The organism is Flindersiella endophytica, assembly GCF_054779015.1.
Genome location: NZ_BAAGYY010000036.1, coordinates 411,493 through 431,432, shown reverse-complemented (window position 1 = coordinate 431,432; position 19,940 = coordinate 411,493). Strand labels below are relative to the sequence as shown.

The 19,940-nt window shown below is 67.2% G+C and carries 19 protein-coding genes; 12 read left to right on the top strand and 7 right to left on the bottom strand.

Going from position 1 to position 19,940, the window contains the following annotated elements:
- Nucleotides 1-23 precede the first annotated feature (23 nt).
- A complete protein-coding gene (locus ACYVF6_RS40550; protein WP_460530270.1) occupies nt 24-725 on the top strand; it encodes a nucleoside/nucleotide kinase family protein in 702 nt (233 codons plus the stop codon).
- On the opposite strand, the gene ACYVF6_RS40545 is transcribed toward ACYVF6_RS40550, so the two are convergent.
- Nucleotides 653-1,504, bottom strand: coding sequence for a nitroreductase/quinone reductase family protein (locus ACYVF6_RS40545; protein WP_460530527.1), 852 nt, complete (start codon nt 1,502-1,504; stop codon nt 653-655). The two genes, ACYVF6_RS40550 and ACYVF6_RS40545, sit on opposite strands and share 73 nt — an antisense overlap.
- 74 nt (nt 1,505-1,578) lie before the next feature.
- Here ACYVF6_RS40545 and ACYVF6_RS40540 point away from each other — a divergent pair, with 74 nt between their 5' ends.
- A complete protein-coding gene (locus ACYVF6_RS40540) occupies nt 1,579-2,070 on the top strand; it encodes a MarR family winged helix-turn-helix transcriptional regulator (RefSeq protein ID WP_460530267.1) in 492 nt (163 codons plus the stop codon).
- A gap of 77 nt (nt 2,071-2,147) precedes the next feature.
- Here the strand turns inward: ACYVF6_RS40540 and ACYVF6_RS40535 are convergent, their stop codons facing one another.
- Nucleotides 2,148-2,897: a class I SAM-dependent methyltransferase gene (locus ACYVF6_RS40535; protein ID WP_460530264.1), complete on the bottom strand. Its 750-nt coding sequence runs from the start codon at nt 2,895-2,897 to the stop codon at nt 2,148-2,150.
- Between ACYVF6_RS40535 and ACYVF6_RS40530 the strand changes: the two genes are divergently transcribed.
- Both ACYVF6_RS40530 and ACYVF6_RS40525 read left to right on the top strand, forming a co-directional pair.
- Nucleotides 2,879-3,493: a GNAT family N-acetyltransferase gene (locus ACYVF6_RS40530; protein WP_460530261.1), complete on the top strand. Its 615-nt coding sequence runs from the start codon at nt 2,879-2,881 to the stop codon at nt 3,491-3,493. The two genes, ACYVF6_RS40535 and ACYVF6_RS40530, sit on opposite strands and share 19 nt — an antisense overlap.
- A gap of 54 nt (nt 3,494-3,547) precedes the next feature.
- On the top strand, nt 3,548-3,766 hold the full coding sequence (locus tag ACYVF6_RS40525) for a hypothetical protein (RefSeq protein WP_460530258.1): 219 nt from the start codon (nt 3,548-3,550) through the stop codon (nt 3,764-3,766).
- Nucleotide 3,767: 1 nt separating this feature from the next.
- On the opposite strand, the gene ACYVF6_RS40520 is transcribed toward ACYVF6_RS40525, so the two are convergent.
- A complete protein-coding gene (locus ACYVF6_RS40520; protein WP_460530255.1) occupies nt 3,768-4,760 on the bottom strand; it encodes a phosphotransferase family protein in 993 nt (330 codons plus the stop codon).
- 628 nt (nt 4,761-5,388) lie between these two features.
- Here ACYVF6_RS40520 and ACYVF6_RS40515 point away from each other — a divergent pair.
- The 3 genes from ACYVF6_RS40515 to ACYVF6_RS40505 all read left to right on the top strand — a co-directional run bounded on the left by ACYVF6_RS40515 (nt 5,389) and on the right by ACYVF6_RS40505 (nt 9,298).
- Nucleotides 5,389-6,267, top strand: coding sequence for a hypothetical protein (locus tag ACYVF6_RS40515; RefSeq protein WP_460530252.1), 879 nt, complete (start codon nt 5,389-5,391; stop codon nt 6,265-6,267).
- A 668-nt stretch (nt 6,268-6,935) separates the two neighbouring features.
- Nucleotides 6,936-7,274 carry a DUF2207 domain-containing protein gene (locus ACYVF6_RS40510; RefSeq protein ID WP_460530249.1) on the top strand — a complete coding sequence of 113 codons (339 nt, stop codon included), beginning with the start codon at nt 6,936-6,938 and terminating at the stop codon, nt 7,272-7,274.
- Nucleotides 7,250-9,298 carry a DUF2207 domain-containing protein gene (locus ACYVF6_RS40505; protein WP_460530247.1) on the top strand — a complete coding sequence of 683 codons (2,049 nt, stop codon included), beginning with the start codon at nt 7,250-7,252 and terminating at the stop codon, nt 9,296-9,298. The genes ACYVF6_RS40510 and ACYVF6_RS40505 overlap by 25 nt, the downstream gene beginning before the upstream one ends.
- Before the next feature lie 634 nt (nt 9,299-9,932).
- Here the strand turns inward: ACYVF6_RS40505 and ACYVF6_RS40500 are convergent.
- Nucleotides 9,933-11,051 carry a methyltransferase domain-containing protein gene (locus ACYVF6_RS40500; RefSeq protein WP_460530245.1) on the bottom strand — a complete coding sequence of 373 codons (1,119 nt, stop codon included), beginning with the start codon at nt 11,049-11,051 and terminating at the stop codon, nt 9,933-9,935.
- 120 nt (nt 11,052-11,171) lie between these two features.
- Between ACYVF6_RS40500 and ACYVF6_RS40495 the strand changes: the two genes are divergently transcribed.
- Nucleotides 11,172-12,077, top strand: a complete 906-nt coding sequence (locus ACYVF6_RS40495) for an aminoglycoside phosphotransferase family protein (protein WP_460530242.1) — start codon at nt 11,172-11,174, stop codon at nt 12,075-12,077.
- A 64-nt stretch (nt 12,078-12,141) separates the two neighbouring features.
- Nucleotides 12,142-12,882 carry a class I SAM-dependent methyltransferase gene (locus ACYVF6_RS40490; RefSeq protein WP_460530239.1) on the top strand — a complete coding sequence of 247 codons (741 nt, stop codon included), beginning with the start codon at nt 12,142-12,144 and terminating at the stop codon, nt 12,880-12,882.
- On the opposite strand, the gene ACYVF6_RS40485 is transcribed toward ACYVF6_RS40490, so the two are convergent.
- Nucleotides 12,849-13,805, bottom strand: a complete 957-nt coding sequence (locus ACYVF6_RS40485; protein ID WP_460530236.1) for a hypothetical protein — start codon at nt 13,803-13,805, stop codon at nt 12,849-12,851. The two genes, ACYVF6_RS40490 and ACYVF6_RS40485, sit on opposite strands and share 34 nt — an antisense overlap.
- Nucleotides 13,806-14,033: 228 nt before the next feature.
- Between ACYVF6_RS40485 and ACYVF6_RS40480 the strand changes: the two genes are divergently transcribed.
- Nucleotides 14,034-15,197 carry a hypothetical protein gene (locus ACYVF6_RS40480; RefSeq protein ID WP_460530233.1) on the top strand — a complete coding sequence of 388 codons (1,164 nt, stop codon included), beginning with the start codon at nt 14,034-14,036 and terminating at the stop codon, nt 15,195-15,197.
- On the opposite strand, the gene ACYVF6_RS40475 is transcribed toward ACYVF6_RS40480, so the two are convergent.
- Entirely contained in the window at nt 15,139-16,611 is a 1,473-nt protein-coding gene (locus ACYVF6_RS40475; protein WP_460530230.1) for an MFS transporter, read from the bottom strand. The genes ACYVF6_RS40480 and ACYVF6_RS40475 overlap by 59 nt on opposite strands.
- Nucleotides 16,612-16,636: 25 nt before the next feature.
- On the opposite strand from ACYVF6_RS40475, the gene ACYVF6_RS40470 reads away from it, so the two are divergent.
- Both ACYVF6_RS40470 and ACYVF6_RS40465 read left to right on the top strand, forming a co-directional pair.
- A complete protein-coding gene (locus tag ACYVF6_RS40470) occupies nt 16,637-17,140 on the top strand; it encodes a MerR family transcriptional regulator (RefSeq protein WP_460530227.1) in 504 nt (167 codons plus the stop codon).
- 94 nt (nt 17,141-17,234) lie between these two features.
- The gene (locus ACYVF6_RS40465; RefSeq protein WP_460530224.1) at nt 17,235-18,407 is read left to right on the top strand and encodes a S41 family peptidase; all 1,173 of its coding nucleotides are present in this window, start codon (nt 17,235-17,237) and stop codon (nt 18,405-18,407) included.
- Nucleotides 18,408-18,458: 51 nt separating this feature from the next.
- On the opposite strand, the gene argG is transcribed toward ACYVF6_RS40465, so the two are convergent.
- A complete protein-coding gene (argG, locus tag ACYVF6_RS40460; RefSeq protein ID WP_460530221.1) occupies nt 18,459-19,904 on the bottom strand; it encodes an argininosuccinate synthase in 1,446 nt (481 codons plus the stop codon).
- Between the last annotated feature and the right edge of the window lie 36 nt (nt 19,905-19,940).

Genomic DNA, 19,940 nt, shown 5'->3' with positions numbered 1-19,940 from the left:
ATCCGACCTGATTGACTTGGCCGGTGCGAATCACTTCCAAGGAACGGACCGAGCTGCTCAGCAGGCTGGCGCGCTCAGCGACCGCGATCACCTCGGATCGAGTGGTGCGGGTGGGAGTCGATGGAGTCGACGGTGCCGGCAAGACGATGTTCGCCGACGAACTGGCCGAGGCCGTCCGGGCCGTTGGACGGCCGGCAGTGCGGGCCAGTGTCGACGGCTTCCATCGTCCGCGAGCGGACCGCCATCGGCTGGGAAAGGCTTCTCCGGAGGGATACTTCGCCGATTCCTACGACTATCCGTTGCTGCGCGAGGTGTTGCTCGACCCGCTGAGCCCGGGCGGCGACGGCCGGTACCGAGCCGCTGCGTTCGACTACCGTAGTGACCAGACGGTCGACTCGCCGTGGGAGCAGGCGGCCGGAAATGTGGTACTGGTGTTCGACGGAATCTTCCTGCACCGTCCGGAGCTGCGCGGCTACTGGGACTTCTCTGTGTTCCTCGACGTCAGCACCGAAGAGTCGGTGGCTCGCTGCGCCGTCCGCGACGGGGCCGACATGGATCCGTCGCATCCTTCCAATCGGCGTTATGTGGAAGGGCAACGGCTCTACCTCACCCAATGTCAGCCGGCCGCACACGCATCGGTCGTCGTCGACAATCAGGACTTGTCGTCGCCGCGGTTGGTCAGGGCGCCCTGGTTGAGTACGGGAACGAGCTCGGCTTCCTCGTAGGCGAAATGGGTCTCGAGGTCGCCTGCGAGCTTCTCGATGCCGGCCCGGACCGGCTCCAGATCGCCCTCAGCTGCCTGGAGCTTGGTCAGCAACGCCTGCAGTTCGCCAACCATCGCCGCGACCGCGCGATGTTCCTGTCGCATCCGCGCGATCGCCGGTGCGAACTCGGGAAGCTGAGCCTCCAACCGAGGAAAAACCCTGTCCTCGTTGAGATGGTGCTCCTCGAGCGCTGAGCAGAACGCCAGGCAGTACGTGGTCAACTCGGTGCCGAGCGAGGCCGGCTGACGACCGTCCGCAAGCTGCGTACGCAACGTGTCGAGCTCGGTCCGTAGGCCGTCGTGGATGCGTACGAGCTCGTCGCCGAGTGCGACCACCCGCCGCGGGCGCAGCGCGACGACGGGGATGGTGCGGGAGGTGCGCTCCTGGTAGCCGGCGAACGCCGGTACCAGCTCGGCCTGCCGCGCGTACCAGCGGTCCCGTTCCTCGCCATGCAGCACGATCGCGTCAGCGTCGTACGTCGCGTCACCGAGTTCGACGGTGACCTGCGGGTTGGCGAGCAGGTTGTAGTACCACGCGGGATGGTTCGGCTGCCCGGCGTTGGACGCGAACACCAGCAGCCGATCGCCGTCCTTGAGGTACATGGTGGGGGAGGTGCGGGGCTTGCCGGTCTTTGCTCCCGTCGTGGTCAGCAGGAGTAGTGGTGCGCCTTCGAACGGGCCGCCGACCTTGCCGTTGTTGTGTCGGAACTCGGCAATGATCGCCTGGTTGTGGTCGCTCATCGTAGTCACTCCGGTAGAGTTTGCTGGACAGAGTTCATTTGCTTTGCAAGCAAAGGTATATTGGAGTGCAGGCGATGGCAAGCAAACGATCGGGGGAGTCGCGCGCAGGACAAGAGCAGGGCTTGGAGGTCGACGAGAGCGTCCGCACGTTGTTGTTGCTGATGCCGCGGCTGGTCGGCCGTGCCAAGCGAGCGCAGGTACCAAAGGAGTTGCAGTCGTTTCAGCTTGCGCCGCGGCATCTGTCGCTGATGGCGTACCTCATCTTCGACGGACCACTGGGCGTCAACGAGCTGGCGTCCCGCCTCGAAGTCGCACCCGCGACGGTGAGCCTGATGGTCAGCGACCTTTCCAGGCAGGGGATCCTGGTCCGCCAGGAGGACGAAACCGACCGCCGCCGCACGATCGTGAGCATCGCACCCGCGCACCACAAGGCGATCGACCGGTGGCTGTCCAACGGTGCGAAGGCGTGGAGGAAGGTCCTGCAGCCGCTGGCGCCGGCCGAGCGCGCACTCGTCGTACGGACGCTGTGGGCCTACGAACGTGAAGTGTCAGGGGAGCCCGGCTGAACCAACGATTCGGTCGTCGCGCGCTGGAGCATCCGCTCGGTCGCTGAATCGGAGTTACACGCGTGTTCTTCCCACGCTCACGTCCGGCGGGTCGCTTCGACGAAGTATCTGTGGTGGTGCACGACGAAGCCACCATCGGACCGGACACGTCTGTCCAGTTCACGTAGTCGCTGGTCGTAGGTGTCGACATCGAAGCCAGGGATCTGCCACGAGACGATGCGGAGGTGGAATACGATCGCGCCGATGTCCAGGAAAGTGAACGGCGTAAAGGATTCCTCGGCTCGTATGATCTCGAAGCCGTGCTGCTCGAGCGAGCTGATCGCACGGTCGAACCTGGCGTTGTCGGAGTACTCTGCGCGGGGCGCGTCAAGCGCGGCGTTGAGTTCGATGTCGTTGTCATGCCCGACTTGCTGCGACAGGAACGTCCCACCTGGCTCGAGAACGCGTCGCAGCTCCGCGGGATCGAACGCGCCGTGCCGATTCAGGACGAGGTCGAACTCGGCGTCCGTTGCCGGTAGCGACGGGCCGCCGCTGTGACGAACCTCGATCCCCAGCGGTTCGAGGCGTTCGCGTGCGACTGGCACGTTCGGAGCCCAAGCTTCCGTCGCCACGATCCGCCCGGGCGTCGTCGTACCGGCTTGCTCGTGGACGCGGGCGAGGGTTTCGCCACCGCCGGTATCCAGGTCGAGGGTCGCGCTGGAGGCCGCCATGGCAGCGGTGGCGCGATCCTCGTAGGACCAGGGGAGTTCGGCATCGAAGGGTGGCCACGCGGCCAGGATTTGACCGCGAGTGCTCCTATCGTTCTGCCATGACGATCGCGGACTCACCGGACCGATTGCGGATCGTCCCGGCCAACCAGGCTTCGTGGGACGACCTGCAGGCGGTCTTCAGCACGGGCGAAGGCCGGCAGTGTCAATGTCAGTTCTTCAAGCTGACCGACGAGGAATGGCGCTCCTCGGTGGGATTCGACGAACGCGCCGGGCGATTCCGGGCACAGACCAACTGCGGTGACAAGCATGCGCGGTCTACGTCCGGCCTGGTTGCGTACTGCGGAGTGGAGCCGGCCGGCTGGTGCGCTGTCGAGCCGCGCACTGCGTATCCCCGGTTGTTGCGGATGCGCGTCCCCTGGACCGGCCGCGACGAGAACAAGGCCGACGAGGACGTCTGGGCAGTGACATGCTTCGTCGTACGCAGGGGATATCGCCGCCGCGGGATCGGGTCCGCCATGGCCCGGGCCGCCGTCGAGTTCGCCCGCGAACGCGGCGCTCGCGCAGTCGAGGGATATCCGGTGGTCAAGTGGTCTGGACACGGAACGGGTGCGATTGAACTGTACGTTGGCAGCGTGAGTCTCTTCACCGCTGCGGGCTTTCGCGAAGTCGGCAGGCCGACCGCACGACGCGCCGTGGTGCGCGTGGAATTCTGACGACGCCGGCCGCGGTCGCGTGAAAGGAACCTGCAGGCGTCCCAACAGCTGGGCGTGGCGCCCGAGCAGATGGTCTTCGTCGGTGACGGGGGGAGAGACGAGTTGCAGGGTGCGGCCGCGGTGGGCATGACGCCGTACTGCGCGCGATGGGTCCTGGACAGGTGGCCCGCCTGGCGGCGCTCCCGTACGGACCAGTCCAACCAGGACTTCCCACAGCTGACCGACCCCGGCGATCTCGTTCTCATGCTGGACGGGGTGGTCGGCCCACGCTGAGTCAGGCCGCCCTCGAGGCCACCTGCTGGAGCAGGCGGTTGATGAGGGGGAGTCGGCTGTCTCGGATCCACTGCTTCTTGCCGGGATCGGCGGCCTCGCCGGCGACGAATCCCCAGGTGCTGAGCTGGGTGTAGAGCGCGAGCCGGTCGACTGCCTCGTAGTCGGCGGTTCCGCCGGATCGTTCGTAACCGATGAAGAACGGATCGCGGCGAAGGCTGTCCACGTCCAGTTCCACCGGATGGTCCAAGTCGACGAGAGAACGGCCTGGGATGGCCTGTCTGGTCAGGTCGGCCAGGTGGTGGTCGTATCCGGACCACTCGAGGTCGCAGACGAACGACAGGTGGTAGGTGCCGTCGCGTTGCTGGAAGTAGATCTCGCCATCGGGCAGGCAGAACGCGAGGGTTGGAGCGGCAAGCGCCTGGTCCTGGCGTACGGCTCGCTCGCAGGCCGCCACGGTGTCGAGGTCGACAGTCAGATAACCGGCGGCGACCGCGGTGTGGAACAGGGAGATCCCCAGCAGGATGAGGGACACACTCTCGCCGGGTTGGGCTGGGCGGGTGGCCCTGTGGAGCCGTGCATAGAAGTGGCCGAGCTGGCTCCTGATGTGCTCCTTCTGTTCGGGAGCGACGGCGGTGTTGTCCGGATGGCACAAGGAGGCGTGCTCTTGACCGGCCAGGTGCTCCAGGACCATGTACGCGGTGGGCACCAAGGCGTGACGACGGTCGATCATGATGATTTCTGGCACTCGGACACCGGTTGCTGAGGCGACGGTGGTGTAGTTGGCGGCCTCGGTCTCGTACACGTCATCGTGAAGACCCCGGCTGAACCGGAAGACGAAGCTGCGGGGGTCGTTGTTGACGTTCACCTGAAAGGCAACGTTGCTGGTTCCGCCGCCGAGGAAGCGCCAGTTGCGCAGCTTCGTGTCCGAGCCGAACACGTGCCGTACGAGATCTCCGAGTACGGTCGCGTCGACGTTCTCCTCACCGAACGGCATCGTGCGATGATGCCATCTCCGGCGTCGCTGGTAGAAGCTGATTTTGTGCCGGGCTGCGCTTGATCTGATCGCCGATAATGTACATTATGTCAACTGAATCAAGTATTCTTGCATCGGATGCAATCGCACACTGCTCGCTTCCCCACGGGATGTCTTCTCGCTTCTGACCTGGACAAACGTTTGCCCGCAGTGCGGAGATTCCCGGCTGCTGCCCGGCGTCGCAGGATCCAACCGGTCACCCATCTGCGCGCCCTACGCCGGCATCCCAGTCCTGACCTGCACCGACTGCGGGCAAGAAGCCGAGCACTATCGCATCGGCATCTGCGCGCTGCGCGCTGACGACCGACCTGGGCGAACTTCTCTTGACGTCGCCCGCCGATCGACCCGCCATGGAACGGCTCGTCGAAGTGCTCAGCTCCGCAGACCGCCCGGAAAGCGTCATCGCCTGGATGCGCCCCAAACAAGTCCGTGACCTGCTACGACGTCTATCCATCGGCCAACTGGCACTCACTCACGAAGCCCTCGACGGTGAACCGCCATCCGGCAGCCCGCCGAACGGTTCGCACGCTGGCACCACCTCCAGCGGATCCGGGCCAAGAGCAAACCAGGCACCGGCAGCCGTGGAGCTGTGCATGCAGCCAAGCAAGAGATCACCGAAACGCTGAAGTTCCTCACGTGGCTTCGCGACGAGCACGGTCGCTACCTCTCAGACTGCAGGCAGCTCGACGTCGACGAGTATCTGGCAACCGGACCAACGACCCGAACGGCCATCCGAACCTTCTTCGTATGGATGAACAAGACTGGCGGCAAGCTCGGAATCACCATCGCCCACCGCAAAGCCAAGACGGTCCCCCAGCTCAGCCAGGAACAGCGTCTCGGCTGGATCAAGGAACTCCTCCACGGCCGGTCCGAAGCCCTGCCCTACCGCGTCGCCGGCATACTCCTGCTGCTCTACGCACAACCCGTCGTACGCATAGCCGAGCTCAAGACCAGCAGCGTGACCATCACACCAGACGGACCAGCGATCATCTTCGCCAACGATCCCCTGCCTGTTCCCGACCCATTCGCGACTCTCTTGTTGGAGCACTACAGATCCAGACCGAACCAACGCGGCGCCAATGCCAACAGCGATTGGCTCTTCCCCAGCACACGCGCAGGCCGACACAGCCACGAGAACGCCCTCATGGACCGGCTTCGCGACCTAGGAATCAACCTCCGCGGCGCACGCAACGCAGCACTACGCGACCTCGTACTCGAAGTGCCCGCTCCCGTCGTCGCCAACCTCCTCGGCTACAGCGACCAGGTCACCCACAGACACGGCCAAAGAAGCCGCAGCCGCCATGACGAACTACGCCGCTATCAGCCAGCCCCTGGCGTGATACAGGCATGCGTCGAACACTGTCGCTTGCTGTCAACGGACATTGGTTTCTCCCCGGAGGCGGTCAGTTGTTCTCCCCGCTGGCGGACACGAGAGTTCCCCACGGGCGGACGTCGGAATCGCGAGTAGGTCATCAACCGACTTCGACGCGGGTCGGACGCCGAACATGTTCACCTCCTCAAGAGGCAGGCCTCGAAGCGGTTCAGGCGTGGCGACCTGCGTCACCCGCTCCCGTCCCAGCTCGGGCGCGTCTCGAGGATCAGGCGTCGCAGGGAGCCCAAGGAGCTCAGCGGCCCAAGGCTCGTCACGTGCGGCATGTGGTGGATCCGAAGTTGCTCAAGCTTCCCAAGGGGCCGCAAGGCATCAAGATTCGGGGCAAGCCAGTCGACGACCTCTAGGGGACACGAGGTTGGCGAGATGGCCGATCGCATCCCAGCTTTCGTATCGGCAGGCGAATACGCGTGCGTGCGTGATGTCGACATTACGGCGAGCGCGAATAGTGGCGGTTACTAGTCGAGTTGTTCACCACTCATGGCCAAGGGCCGGCATCCACAACAGAATACGATTGGCTCTTCCCCAGCACTGGCGTCGGACCGGCCACATCCATGCGAACACCGTCATGGATCGTCTGCGCTACCTTGGTATGGGCGTCACAGTGGCGGCTGCCGGGCGGCGCTGGCGCGGCCGATGCTGTGGCCGCCATTGACCTGGTTATAGTGCGCCGAATGTCCAGGCATCTTCGCGCGCCCGCATTGCTTCTCTTGGTTGTGCTGGGTCTGACCGCCCTGAGTTTTGTCATGGCGACACCCGCGGCCCGAGCACAGTCCGAGGACACCGTCCGCAGTCTGGACGCGACGTACGACGTCCAGAGCGACGGCACCATCGACGTCACGTACCGGCTCGACTGGGATTTCGGCCGCAAGGGAGCGCACGGCATCGAGCTCAGTCTCGTGACCGTTGAAGAGTGGGAAGACAATCCGCTGCAGGAAGCGGTTTACAAGGTCAGTGACCTCACCGTGTCCAGCCCGACCGGTGTGCCCACCGATCTGGACTCGTACGAGTCCTCGGAGACACTCAAGCTTCGGATCGGTGACCGGACCGCGAACTCGACGTGGATCAGGCGACCTACGTGGTGAAGTACACCCTCCGCGGGGCGATGCGTACGTTCGACGGAAAGCCGCAGCTGTACTGGGATGTCACCAGCGCGGACTTTCCCCCGATCGAGAACTTCACGGTCACCGTCACCGGGCCGTCGGCCATTCCGCGTGCCCGATGCCTTCAGGGCAGCGACAAGTGTGCCACCAAGGTGTCCGGCAACCGCGCGGTGCTCAGCGGCGGGGAGGTCGAGCCGTACGACACCCTTACCGCGGTGACCGAGTTCGCGCCCGGTTCGATCGAGAACGCCGAGCCGAACCTCCGGGAGCGGGACCTGCACTCCCCTGCCCTGCTCGCCATGGACGCCACGGTAACGGTCGGTGCCGACGGCGTAGCCCAAGTCGAGGAGCGGCTGGAAGTCAAGCCCACACCGAACAGCTCTTATGTCACCTGGGAGATCCCGCAGCGCCGGAGCCTGAGCTGGTCGCGGGACCAGCTCTTCGAGATATCGGACGTACGGGTAACCGATAGTGACGGTACTTCGCTGCGCATTAGCCACGAGACCCAGTCCGAAGGGGGATCACACCAACGGGACGAGATCGATGCCGAGCTGCCGGAGGGCTCCGAGGACGCCGAGAAAGTGGAGCTGGTGGCCACCTACCGCGTCGACGGTGCCGTGGTCTCCGACGGAACGGGTCCGGCCTCGTTCATCTGGCCGATCAGCACCTTCGAGTCCCGCGACTCCGCCCTCGAGCCCACCGAGCGCGTGACCTGGAAGCTGCCGGCCGAGGTGAGCTGGCTCGACTGTCGTTATCAGACCGCTCTTGTCGAGCAGGACGGCCATTGTTACGCCGATGATCAACTTTCCTCGAACGGCGAGACCGCGACCTTCGATCAACCCAAGGGCGAAGGGTCCGGACCGGCGGAATGGATCGTCATCGACTTCAGCGCGGACAGCGTCGGCACTCTGGTGCCGGCCACCGATTGGAGCGAGACGGCGCGCGGCTTGGGCATCACCGGCCTGACCATCGCGTCGTTGCTGATCTTCCCCGTCCTTGGCTGGCTGCTGTCCCGCGTACGGCTGGGCGAAGCCCGGGACCAGCACTACGACGGCGTACCGCTCGGCACGATGGGCTCGAACACGAACGTGAGCACCGCGCGGCTGGACGGGCCGATCCCTACCCGGTTTACGCCGCCAGACGCATCCTTGCTGCAGCTCGGCTTGGTGCTGGACCGCAAGGTCAGGCCCCGGCACCTGGCCGCCACGCTGATCAACATGGCGGTGACCGGCGCGGTACGACTGCGTTCCAAGCCGCTCGCGATGTGGGAGCAGGACGCCGAGAAGCTGACCTCGTCGTTCGAGCGGTCCCTTTTCCGGCGAGCGAAGCCCGCGGACAGCGACGGTGAACTCTCTCCGACCGACAAGGTCAAGATGGCCAAACAGCTCGAGGGCCAGGCCAAGCAGGCCGTGAACCAGGCCGATCTGGTCCGCCCGATACCGATGCGGGGTCCGACGACTCTTGTCTGGGCGTTGGGGCCGGCGCTGGCCATCCTCGCGGGCGCGACGGCAGCGGCCGTCACCGGCTGGATAGGTTGGCTGCCGGTCGGCCTGGGTATTGCCGCGCTGCTCGGTGTGGGCATCGGCTTCGGCGTATGGCGGCGGCCGCGGGCGTTGACCGCGAAGGCCACGGCCCTTGCCCAGCAGGCGCTCGGCTTCCGGCACTACCTTCGCGGCACGGAGTCCAGTGCACTGAACGCGGCCACCGACGCGGACGTCTACCACCGTTATCTGCCGTGGGCGGTGTTGTTCGGTGACGTCAAGCAATGGACGAAGGTGTGCCAGGAGCTGGCCGCGACGGGACGCATTCCAGAGCCGGACACCAGCTTCATGATCGGGCTCGGTTCGCTCGATCACCTAAGCCGTGACCTGCGCGGGTTCACCAGTTCAATCTCGGTAAGCACGTCCAGCGGCAGGTCCGGCGGCGGGTCCGGCGGTTCGTCCGGTTTCTCCGGTGGCGCCAGTGGTGGCGGAGGCGGTGGCGGCACCAGCGCCGGCAGCTGGTGATGCCGACTCGTGCGGGTGTCCCGCCGGCTGCTGCACCCGGGGATCCAGCCTACGCATCCGAGTTGCGGGAGCTGTCCCACACCGAGATGGATGTGATGGCCAAGCTGGCAGGGCTCGATCCGGTGGATCGCTTCGGTGGATGGGACCGACCCGAGTTCACCGCCGACAGCTACTCCAGCGTCCATCTGGCAAGAGCCAAACCGCCAAATGGGGCCGAAGTCCCAGGTCGGGCGCGGTCATCGCACGCGTCGAGATCGCCCACCTGACCGGGCTAGTGCCAAGGCCATGTAGAGCGAGGGTTGTTCAGAGCGACCACCTGGCCCCGGCGCAGAAGGCGGTCTCCGGGTTCTGGCCGCACCTCGGCTCCTTCGGTCGGGAGCTACGGATGGCCCGGCTATTACGGCACCGCCTGGTACAACGATCCCGCCGAGGACATGACGACGATCTTCATCATGCAGCGGGCGCACGCAGGCGACCGGAGGCTTCCAATGTGGCATGACCTCTGGACCGCTCGCATGCAGCGATGCGGGGCGAATACTGCGGCCTCGAATATTGACGGTTCCCAGCACTAGCCTGCGTGTTGCATCAGGTGAAGCACCTGCTTACGACTCATCCACTGCCCCTGCCATGGGCGCTACGCAGGCCGGCGCAGGGGCCGCAGTTTGAACATCAGGATGCCGAGATACTTGTTCATCACTGCTTGCTTGTGCGGATAACGCTCGGCGGCTTCGGCAGGCATCTGCGGCTCGACCGCCGCCTCGATCCACAGGCCGGCCGCGCTGAACGTGTTCAGCAGGTCCGACATCGTGTACGGCCGCTTGGTCAGGGTCACCTGGTCGTTCCAGTTGCGGTGCCGGTAGGCGAATGACTCTGTGGCGAAGTACTCCTCGCCCAGCGAGGTCCCGTTCTGCTCCGCTCGCTCGATCGCGTATCGGATCGGCTGGGTTCGGGTGAGCAGGATGAAGCCGTCCTCGGTCAACATCTCGCGCGCGGTCTGCAAGGCCTTGACCCCGTCCGCGGCGTACCCGAAGGACTGCAGGAACAGGATCCGGTCGAACCGCCGGCCCGTGAGCCCCGGCACCGCCGCCAGATCGGAGAGATCACCTTCGATGAGCTCGACGCACGGCGGCGGCGTGATGAAATTCCCGCTGATGTCCACGCCGACCGACGCGGCGGCCCCGTCGCTGGCCAGCTGCGCAATCTTGGTCCCGTTGCCGCAGCCGGCGTCCAGGAGGGCGAGTCCGGTGACGTCGCCGAGTAGGGCGCGCTGTGCAGGCCACTCGACGAGTCGGTCGAGCGAGTCCTCGCGGGCGCGGGCCTGCTCGAAGCCCGACGCGAGCGTCTGCCATGGACGGCTCGAGTCGCCCCCACTGTTGGGGCCGTCTCCCGGTCGATCCAGGTGCTCGCGGCTCAGATACCGGACCGGCTTGCCGAGCGACTCCGCGTAGGCAATCTCCCGTCGGGTTGACTCGCCTATGTAGCCGCCCGGATCCACGATGTACACCTCGTCGGCCATGCGAATCTTTTGGAAGTGCACGCGGCCGAGCCGCCCCCTCAGGTCCGAGCTGTCGGCTGTCCAGTCGTAGTCCGGCAGATCGGGGAGTCTGAACATTCCGAGGCTGATCACGACGCAACCTTCCATCGTGAGCCGCTGGTTGACCTCCGCGAATTCAGCCTCGAACTTGGTCGAGCCGCAGAGCGTGATGACCTTCGCCTCATCCTCGGCCGACTGCGGCGCCAGCTGGTTCTCCATGAGGTTCATGATCGGTGAACGGCAGGACGAGTTCATCGTCGCCCCACGGACGTCCGCTCTCGCCGCCCCTTCCATAACCGCGTTGACAGCGGACGGGGCCGACCGTTCGGATGGGCCCTTGTGAGTCCCCGCAAGATCCACGCCGACCAGGCTGACATCGACACACCGCTCGTCCGCGAGCTGGTGGCCGCTCAGTTCCCGCAGTGGGCCGCGTTGCCGCTGGAGCCGGTCGACTCAGGTGGAATGTGCAATGCGATCTACCGCCTCGGTTCCGACCTGTCCGTACGGCTGCCGCTCCGGCCCTCGGTCACCGACGAAGTCCGACGGGAGCAGGCGAAACTCGCGGCACTCGCGCCGTTCCTGCCTGTGGCCATCCCTTCTGTCGAGGCGATCGGCTCACCCAGCGACGCGTTCCCGGGCGAGTGGTCCGTCCACCGCTGGCTCACCGGTACGCATCCCTCCCCCGACGCGCTCGCCGACCCACGCCGGCTGGCGACGGACCTCGCGGCGTTCGTCGACGCGTTCCGGCGGATCGACCTGCCAGACCGGGCGCCGGCATATCCGGGCGAGCGCCGGACGCGCGCTCCGATGGTCTCGATGGACTCCTCGACGCGGAAGGCGATCGGCGAGCTGGACGGCCTGATCGACACTCGCGCAGCACTGGCGTCGTGGGAGGAGTCGCTCGCGGCGCCGTACGACGGGCGCGAGGTGTGGGTGCACTCGGACCTGACGCCGAGCAACCTGCTCGTGTCGGCGGAGGGCCGGCTGACCGCGGTGCTCGACTTCGAGACGTGCGGTGTCGGCGATCCGGCGTGCGACCTGTTCCCCGTGTGGTACCTGCTGCCCGCGAACGTCCGCGACGAGTTCCGGGCGGCGCTGGACGTGGACGACGCGACGTGGCTCCGCGGACGCGGGCGCGTGCTGTCGCAGGCCCTGATCGTGTCGGCGCACCACAAGGACACCAACCCGGCGCTGGTGAACTGTGCGCGGCGCGCCATCGGCGAGGTGCTCGCAGCTCCTCGATGAGGTCTCCGGTCAACTGGCGACTTACGGACACCCGGATCGGACGAATGTCCCCTAGGCTGCGGTGATGCGACCCGAACGGCAACAAGGTGAATCGCGGCTGGCTGAGGGCTGGGATGCCAATGCCGGGGCGTGGATCGAGTGGACCAGACGAGAGCTCGACAGCTACAGCGCCCACAAGTTGGCCTTCCTGCCGTTGATCCCGCCACCTGGCCGGCTCACCGTAGACGTGGGCGCGGGTGAAGGTCGTGTCAGCCGTGAGTTGCAAGCACGAGGACATCGCGTCCTGGCGATCGATCGATCGCTGACCATGAGTCGGTCTGCGGCGACGCACCCCGACGGGCCTGTACCCGCCGTCGTCGCTGATGCAGTGAACCTGCCGGTGCCGGATGCGGCCGCTGACTGTGTAGTGGCGTTCATGAGCTTGCACGACATCGACAACGCGGTGTCCGCGATCGCGGAGATCGGCCGAATTCTCTCGGTTGGCGGCAAGCTGGTGATGGCGATCGTGCACCCGCTCAACTCGGCGGGCCAGTTCGACCGCGATGCGGCCGGCCCGAAACCTCGCTTCGTGCTCCGGGATGCGTACACCGAAGCCAGGCACTACACCACGACGCGCACCCGAGACGGCCTCTCGATGACCTACCACGGCATTCACCGGCCACTACATGCCTACACCGAGGCCCTCGCCGACGCGGGCCTGGTGATCGAGCGGCTCCGAGAACAGACCACCGATGATCTCGACGACAAGTGGTACCGGATCCCGCTATTCCTTCACATCGTCGCTTCCCGGCCCTGCGTCCGCTGACGCCGCCGCCCGGCTGCCTCGCAGACGATCGGGTACTCGTGGACGTCCTCGGCGAGTTCCGTCAAGCGGGTCGTGACGTCGGGCGTCAGCGGCGCGAATTCCGCCGCCCGCGCGCGTACTGATTCTTCGCAGTCCCACAGGCATTCGGTGGCCCATGTGGCGCCGAACGCCGGGAGGACGCATGCCGCCACTGCCCCACGGGCGTCCGGGAGACTGAGCCAGGCACGGGCGAGCGGCAGTGAGCGGCCGGCCGAGAGAGTACGGATGTACCGGAACGCCCAGGCCCGCTTGCCGCCTGGCTGGTCCGCCTCCAGCACCGCGGCGGCGACGGGAATGGCAGTCGGGTCGTCGCATTGGGCGAGGACCTGGATGGCGAGGCGCCAGCCGGGTGAGTCGACCTCGAGCGAGGCTCTGCGCAAGGCCGCGATCTCCGACTCGTCCGACGTGGTCCGCAGCCGCTGCAGGATCGCCTTGCGGTGGGAGCTCATCAGCGAAGCAGCCGTACCCAGCAGCACCTCGACGGGCGCGTCCGCGGTGATGAAGTTCTGCTGTCGCGATGGCGCTTCGGACGCTTCCCCGTCGTCCACTCCCCCAGCGTCGGCGAGCAAACGCGCGGCTGCCGCCGAGCCGCGGGATGCCATGCCCTGCAGGACTTGCAGCCGCAGCCAGTCGTCATCGGGATCGGCGGCAACCGGTAACGCCGCCGGCGGTACGGAGAGGTGCAAGGCGAGCTGCGCGTAGTAGTCGCCGCGCGGTTCCACCTGACGATCCCACCGTGGATCGTGCGCGACGCAGGCCAGCAGCAGGTCCGCGCCGGCCCGACTTCCGGCCGCCCGCGCCCGCAGCCAGCCGGCACCCCGGCCGCGTTGGAGCAGGCCGAGGTCGGTGTCGGGCGGCGCCAGCCCGTCAGGTGGAAAGTCCATCGGTCAACCAGGCTAGGACTCCCCCGGCGATCCGTACCAGTCGTTTGGCGCACCGGACAACGACGCGTTGACCCGCCGATCAAGCCTCGTGTACCGTCAAAGCGCACGTGGAAGGGGCCGCGTCGAGACTCGCCGGAAGGCTGGAAGCCACCCCGACGCATCGATTGGTCGACCGAAGCGCACTTTGGCGCCCGCGCCCGTGCGAGTCCGGGCACGAGAGGACGCATTGTGCGACTGCTCCCCGACCAGCCCAATCTCGCCTTCCTGCGTAAGGAAGCCAAGGACATCCTCGCCGCGCTGCGCGAGTCCGAGCCCGGCGTGTCGCTCGCGGAAGCGCAGCAGGCACTGGCCGTGCAGTACGGCCTGCGCGACTGGACAGCGCTGAAAGCCGAGGCCGAACGCCGCGTCGCCGCCGGACCGCCGGAGCCACCCGCCGGCCTCGCCGACGCACTGGCGGCCACCTTCGACCTCGGCGACGTCACCAAGCCCGCCGTCCCGATCTCGCTGACGCCCATGGGCCGGTGCTGGTCGATCACCACCGACAACGGTCGCTGGCTGGCCGTCACCGTGCCCTGGACCACCAACGCCCAGGCCGAGGTCGGTGTCCGGCTCCGCGACGCCGCGGTCGCCGCCGGCATCGCCGCGCCGAGGACCGTACGCAGCCCGCGCGGCCGGTTGATCGAGATCGTCCGGGACCAGAACTGGCGCGTACACGAGTGGATCGACGTCGGCCCGTCACCGGTGGTCGCGACACCGGCATCGGTCGCTCGCCGGGCCGGTGCGATCTTCGGAACGCTGCACTCGTTGGCGATTCCCAGCCAGGCACCGATCGGTTCGTACCTCACCGAAAGGCGGCCCGATGCCGCCTGGCACGCGCTCGCGAACGAGGCCCGGGCCGCCGGCAAGCCGTGGGCCGGCCGGCTCCAGGAGATCCTCCCGACCCTGTTCGAGCTGAGCACGATCGAGTCCACCGTCGACGAGAACGAGCTGATCCTCTGCAACCGCGTCATCAACCCCGAGAACGTCCGCGTCGGCCACAACGACGAGCTCGTCGTCACCGAATGGGACCTGTCGGGGTCGCTCACGCCCGAGCTCGAGATCGGCTGGGCGCTCGCCCACTGGACGCTGCAGCCAGCGCTCAACCCGAAGGGCACCGCGGCGTTCCGCGACGGTTACGCCGCGACCGCCGGCGGCTGGCCCGATCTCGAGCTGCGCTCGTTCGCGATCGCCGTGACCGGTTACCTCAACTGGACGTACCAGACGGTCTGCGCGGCCATCAACTCCAAAGCGGCAGACCACCGGGCGTTCGCCGAGGTCGAGGCCGCCGATCTGCTCAAGAGCCCGATGACGCGGGCGTCGCTGGAGCGGCTGCTGGCGGTGGCGAGGCGCTGAGCAGCGCCCACCGGCTGGTGCTGAGCAGCCCGAGTACGAGGACGCCGGCGCCGAGCCCGAACACCAGCCACCAAACGGCGTGGGCGGCGGAGGTGAACGCCGTCCCGCCGTGGGTGGCTGTGGAGCCCACGATCGTCCCGGAGATGGCGACACCGAGGGTGGTTCCGGTCTGCCGGCCGACCGATGCCAGCGAGCCCGCGAGGCCCGCCATCGACGACGGCATGCCGGAGACCGCGGTGTTGGTGATCGGCGGGTTGACCATGCCGAGGAAGACGCCGAACAGCAGGTAGATCGCGAGTACGGCAGGTAGCGGCGTCGAAGGTCCGAGCCAGACCGACGCGACGCCGCCGAGGGCCAGCGCTCCCCCGGCGATCACGAGCGGTAGCCGAGGGCCGAGCGTGCCGACCAGCCGGCCGCTGACCGGCGACAGCACGATGACCAGCACGCCTACGGGGAGTACGCACAGTCCGGCTGCCAGGGCAGACAGCCCGCGGACGTCCTGCAGGTACTGCGTCGTCACGAACAGGAACGCGCCGAAGCCGCACAGCGCGAACAGCGCCATCAGGATCGCCGAGCTGAACGGAACGCTGCGGAACAGGCGCAGCTCCAGCAGCGGGTCGGCGCGGCGCGACTCGTACCCGACCATCCCGACTCCGCTGAGCAGCGCCACGCCGAGCAGGCCGAGGATCACCGGCGACGTCCACCCCAGCGTGCGGGACTCGATGATCGCGTAGACGACGCCGGCGAGCAGCAGGACGACCAGGAGCTGCCCGACGGGGTCGAACCGGCGTGCTCGGGCCGCGCGCGACTCGGGTACGAACAGCGCGACGCACACGAACGCCGCGGCGACGATCGGGACGTTCACCCAGAAGACCGACTGCCAGCCGAAGCCGTCGACCAGCAGACCGCCGAGGATCGGGCCGAGCGCGAGCGACAGGCCGGACATGGCGCCGAACACGCCGATGGCCCTGGCTCGTTCGGCGCGGCCGGGGAACGTCGTGGCGACGATCGCCATCGCGACGGGGTTCAGCATGGTGCCGCCGACGGCCTGCAGTGCCCGCGCGGCGATCAGCCAGCCGATGCCCGGCGCGAGCGCGCACAGCAACGAGCCGAGCCCGAAGCTCGCGAGCCCGATCTGGAAGACCCGCCGGCGGCCCATCCGGTCGGCGGTCGAGCCGGCCAGGACGAGGAAACCGGCCAGCACGAGCGTGTACGCGTCGATTGTCCACTGCAGTCCGGACACCGTGGCGTGCAGGTCGTGGCGGATCGCCGGGAGCGCGACGTTGACGATGGAGATGTCCATCACGACGACGATCACGCTGGCGCAGCAGATCGCGAGGACGAGGAGCTTACGGCGTGGGCTGAGCTCCATGGTCGTGCTCCTCGGGGGCACGTTCAACGTCGAAGTGGTCATGGTTTACGACGGTAGAATTTAGAGCGTGCTCGAAGTCAAGCGGAAGTCGAAGCCAAAGCCGAAACCGGCTGCTGAGCCGATCCCAGCGGCCGGGCTGAGCATCGCCGAGGCGGCCAGCCGGACGGGCGTCAGCGCCCATACGCTGCGGTATTACGAACGGGCAGGCCTGGTCGTGACCGCTGTCGATCGCACGTCGGGCGGGCGGCGGCGATATCACCAGCTCGACCTCGAATGGATCAAGATCTGCACCCGGCTGCGCGCCACCGGCATGTCGATCCGGGCGATCCGGCGGTACGCCGAGCTCGTGTCGGCCGGCTACGGCAACGAGCTGGAACGGCTCGAGCTGCTGGAGACGCATCGTTCCGAGGTGCTGGCGAAGCTGGCCGAGCTGCAGGAGAACCTCGAGCTGATCGACCACAAGATCGACGTCTACCGCGGGCGCCTCGCCGCCGGCGACGCCGACCAGTTGTGGGCGCCCAGGCGCCAGAACAAGCAACGGGCGGGAGCGCCAACTGCCGGCGCCGATTAGTCGGCGCCGGTCAGCCTCGTGAACGCCCCTTGAGGCGTTGGGGAGCTGACAGCACGGCTTGTGGGATTCGGTGCACTCCACGACAATCTTGAGCATGGCAGGAACCGCCGAGCTTCGCGCGCTGTACCTGGACCCGTCCGCGGTGGGTGTGCCGTGGATGCTCGATCCGAACTCGTCGACAGTTCTCAACGGCTTGGCGGCGGCCGATCAGCGGTCCGCCGACACCCCGTGCGACGTAGCGGCGCTCATCGCCGACGTGCCGGACGTGCTCGTCCTGCTCCGGAAACGGCATATCGGTCTGGCCACCGGCATGGCCGGTTCCGCCGGTCTCGCCGAGTGGGCGGCCTCCTGGACGAGGCGCCTTGAGACCGAACGCCCCGACACCGTGGGGGCGGCACTGGGCACCGATTTCCATCGGCTTCGCTGGCTCGTTGGCGACAACCATCTCAGAGTTCCAGGGGAGGACACAGATCTGCTCCGGGCTACCGACCGCCGCGGTGACGAACTGGTCTACGGCCGAGAAGCAGGGCCATGGCTGGAGGAGCGGGTTGTCGACGGCGTGCTCTGCCTCCGGCTGCGCCAATGTGGTGGGCGGAGCCGGGAGGCGGAGCGAGCCATGCTCCAGTTTCAGGAAGACCACGCCCGGCACTTCTCCCACGACAAGATCATCGTCGACGTCCGCAGCAACCCGGGCGGCAGCGACGAGTTCATCTGGAAATGGATCGCTGACCATGTACCGCACCAGGTGCGGTACGTCACCGACCGGGCCTGGCGCTACGACGGACGACGGCTGGCGGCGTGGAATCTGATGGTCGAACAGATAGCCATCGCCGGCTCGGACTCGATCTCCGACCTGCAACGGGACGCCACGCCCGTCCCGCGTCCGGACGCCGAACTCACGCTGGAGGCCGATGACGAGACGCTCGGAGTCGGCGTCTCCCCGTGGCGAGGGCAGATGCTCGTCCTCACCGATCGTCTCACCGCCTCCGCCGGCGAGAGCACAGCATGGATGCTGCGCGAAGCCTTCGGCGCCAAACTCGTCGGCGGGCCATCCGGCGGCTTCCTCACCTTCGGCGACATCACCCCATACCTCCTGCCACGCAGTGGCCTGGCCCTCTGGCTGGCCACCCACTGGTTCGGATGGCACGACGTCGAGATGGTCGGCCTGCCCGTCGACGTCACCATCAACCCGGGAACTCCCCTGCTCGACATTGCCGTCGAATTCGACCGCCTGTACGCGGAAGCGTCCGAGCCCGCTGCCGAATAGCTGGCCTGGAAGTGTCGAAACGGCGCTCGCTCCGGGACCCGTAGAAGCCGGTCAGTCGGTGCCGGACTCCATGGCGGCGCGGTCGAGGAACTGGCCGTTCTCGTCGACCTCGCCGCGGGAGGCGATCGCCTCGGCTCCGCCCAGGGGCATCTCCCCCACGAGTTCGGCGTGTGGCGTGGCCGCGCCGATCAGCTCGGCGTGGGCACTGCCGATCATCCCCAGCCCGGCGTACTGCTCCAGCTTGGCCCGCGAGTCGGCGATGTCGAGGTTGCGCATGGTGAGCTGACCGATCCGGTCCAGCGGCCCGAACGCGGAGTCCTCGGTGCGTTCCATCGACAGCTTGTCCGGGTGATAGCTCAGCGCCGGGCCGGTCGTGTCGAGGATGGAGTAGTCCTCACCCCGCCGTAGCCGCAGCGTGACCTCGCCGGTGATCGCCGCGCCGACCCAGCGCTGCAGGGACTCCCGCAGCATCAGCGACTGGGGGTCCAGCCAGCGACCCTCGTACATCAGCCGTCCCAGCCGCCGGCCTTCGGCGTGGTAGTTGGCGATCGTGTCCTCGTTGTGGATCGCGTTGACGAGCCGCTCGTACGCGGCGAACAGCAGGGCCATCCCCGGCGCCTCGTAGATGCCGCGGCTCTTGGCCTCGATGATCCGGTTCTCGATCTGGTCCGACATGCCGAGGCCGTGCCGTCCGCCGATCGCGTTCGCCTCCAGCACCAGGTCGACGGCGGTCGCGAAGTCCTTGCCGTTGATCGTAACCGGCCGGCCCCGCTCGAAGCCGATCGTGACGTCCTCGGTCGGGATCTCGATCGACTGGTCCCAGAACCGCACGCCCATGATCGGGTCGACGGTCTCGAGGCCGGTCGAGAGATGCTCCAGCGTCTTGGCCTCGTGGGTCGCGCCCCAGATGTTCGCGTCGGTGGAGTAGGCCTTCTCCTTGCTGTCGCGGTACGGCAGGCCGTGGGCCTGCAGCCACTCGCTCATTTCTTTCCGGCCGCCGAGCTCGGTGACGAACGCGGCGTCCAGCCAGGGCTTGTAGATCCGCAGGTTCGGGTTGGCCAGGAGGCCGTAGCGGTAGAACCGCTCGATGTCGTTGCCCTTGAACGTCGACCCGTCACCCCAGATCTGCACGTTGTCCTCGAGCATCGCGCGGACGAGCAGCGTGCCCGTCACGGCGCGGCCGAGCGGCGTGGTGTTGAAGTACGCGCGTCCGCCGGAACGGATGTGGAACGCGCCACACGCCAGCGCGGCCAGCCCCTCCTCCACCAGCGCGCCGCGGCAGTCGACCAGCCGCGCGATCTCGGCGCCGTAGGCGATGGCCCGGCCGGGTACCGAGTCGATGTCGGTCTCGTCGTACTGCCCGAGGTCGGCGGTGTAGGTGCACGGCACCGCGCCCTTGTCGCGCATCCACGCGACCGCGACCGAGGTGTCGAGGCCACCGGAGAAGGCGATGCCGACGCGATCGCCGACGGGCAGGGAGTTGAGGACCTTGGACATGAGCACAATTATGCAGAGCACTGCATGGTTATGCAA